General features: G+C 49.8%; 1 protein-coding gene and 1 pseudogene. Both read right to left on the reverse strand.

From position 1 onward, the window contains the following. Nucleotides 1-829 (reverse strand): annotated as a pseudogene (locus AB4589_RS24725) (type-F conjugative transfer system mating-pair stabilization protein TraN); the annotation flags it as partial. Between the two features lie 36 nt (nt 830-865). Then, nucleotides 866-1,164, reverse strand: a 299-nt coding sequence (gene trbC, locus AB4589_RS24730; RefSeq protein ID WP_372101895.1) for a type-F conjugative transfer system pilin assembly protein TrbC, incomplete at its 5' end; no start/stop codon positions are given.

The raw sequence follows: 1,164 nt of genomic DNA on the forward strand, positions 1-1,164 counted from the left end.
ATAAGGAGAATCCGTTTGAGCAGCTCAAGGTGGCTTTTTTCGTTTGTGTGGTGGGTCGACAAATCTCGTAGCGTTTATGCCAGTATGCGCTCCATTGCCAGTTTAAGTTGATGGTATATTTTAAATCGCCAAGCGTGTAGCCTTGGTTGGGAGAGACTATCTTTCCATCCCAAAAATACGTGGTTTCTGATCCCGAAAAACCTCTTCTAGTCCCTGATTGCCTCACGTAATTGTCATTATTGTATCGGCATTGTGGGAGGGGGCGTTGGCAATCCCTCCCTTGTTGTGTCCAACCGGATGGACAGCGGTAGCTCACCTCACCGGTGCTCACGGAGGCAACGGGGACTTTTGTACAAGGCACATTGTTATTCGTTGGACGATGACACTGTTTAGGAATGTGTTCGATAAGGCACTGGGAGCCGCTATCACAATCCACATAGGCATTTGAGAGACCGTGAGTGATTTCATACGCATTCTCTTGGCCGAGTAAGGCAAAGCGCATCGCTGGGTCGCTTTTAACATCGGGGCGCCCTTTATTAAAGTGGGTGTTGATGTCTTGAGCCAATCCATTGGTCACAAACTCTGTCCCTTTTTGTGCATTGATATCACTGTCTGACAGTCTTGACTCTTTTGGACTGCGGATCTCTTTTCGACACGTGGCGTCTTTGCAATAGTCATCGACATTGAGTGGAAGCGCATGAGGCGTGAGAGCTTGGCTTGCCGTTTGCTTCGCCCAATTGGCGCTCTCGGTAAAGGTTTGTTGTTCGCTGGCAAGAGCGAGAGTAGATAAAAAACTGAGCGTGAGCGCAGCCCAGAGGTCAATGCGCATAAGGAGCACCTCATCAAAAGTTGGGGTGAGAGAGGGTTATTGGGCATAGAGCGTGCGCAACAGTGGGTGAATGTTTTGCTGCGCATCCCCGGCCGCGAGGTAATCCAGAGCTTGGTAAAGTGAAATGTTGCCGTAAAGGATGTCGTAGTCACTGGCTTTGCAAGGCTGCTTAGGTAAGCAGCGGTTTTGTTTGACCGAAACAAAGGCCGGTACGTGCTGAATATCAAATTGCTTAAACCAATCAGGGCTGATGGAAAAGCCGCTTTGAATGGGCGCCTTATTGGGGGAGCGTATCAAGGCCTCGATCCGCTTGGCCGTGGCCGGAAAACCTTCAG

The organism is Vibrio sp. 10N.222.49.A3 (assembly GCF_041475145.1).
Classification (GTDB): domain Bacteria; phylum Pseudomonadota; class Gammaproteobacteria; order Enterobacterales; family Vibrionaceae; genus Vibrio; species Vibrio tasmaniensis_A.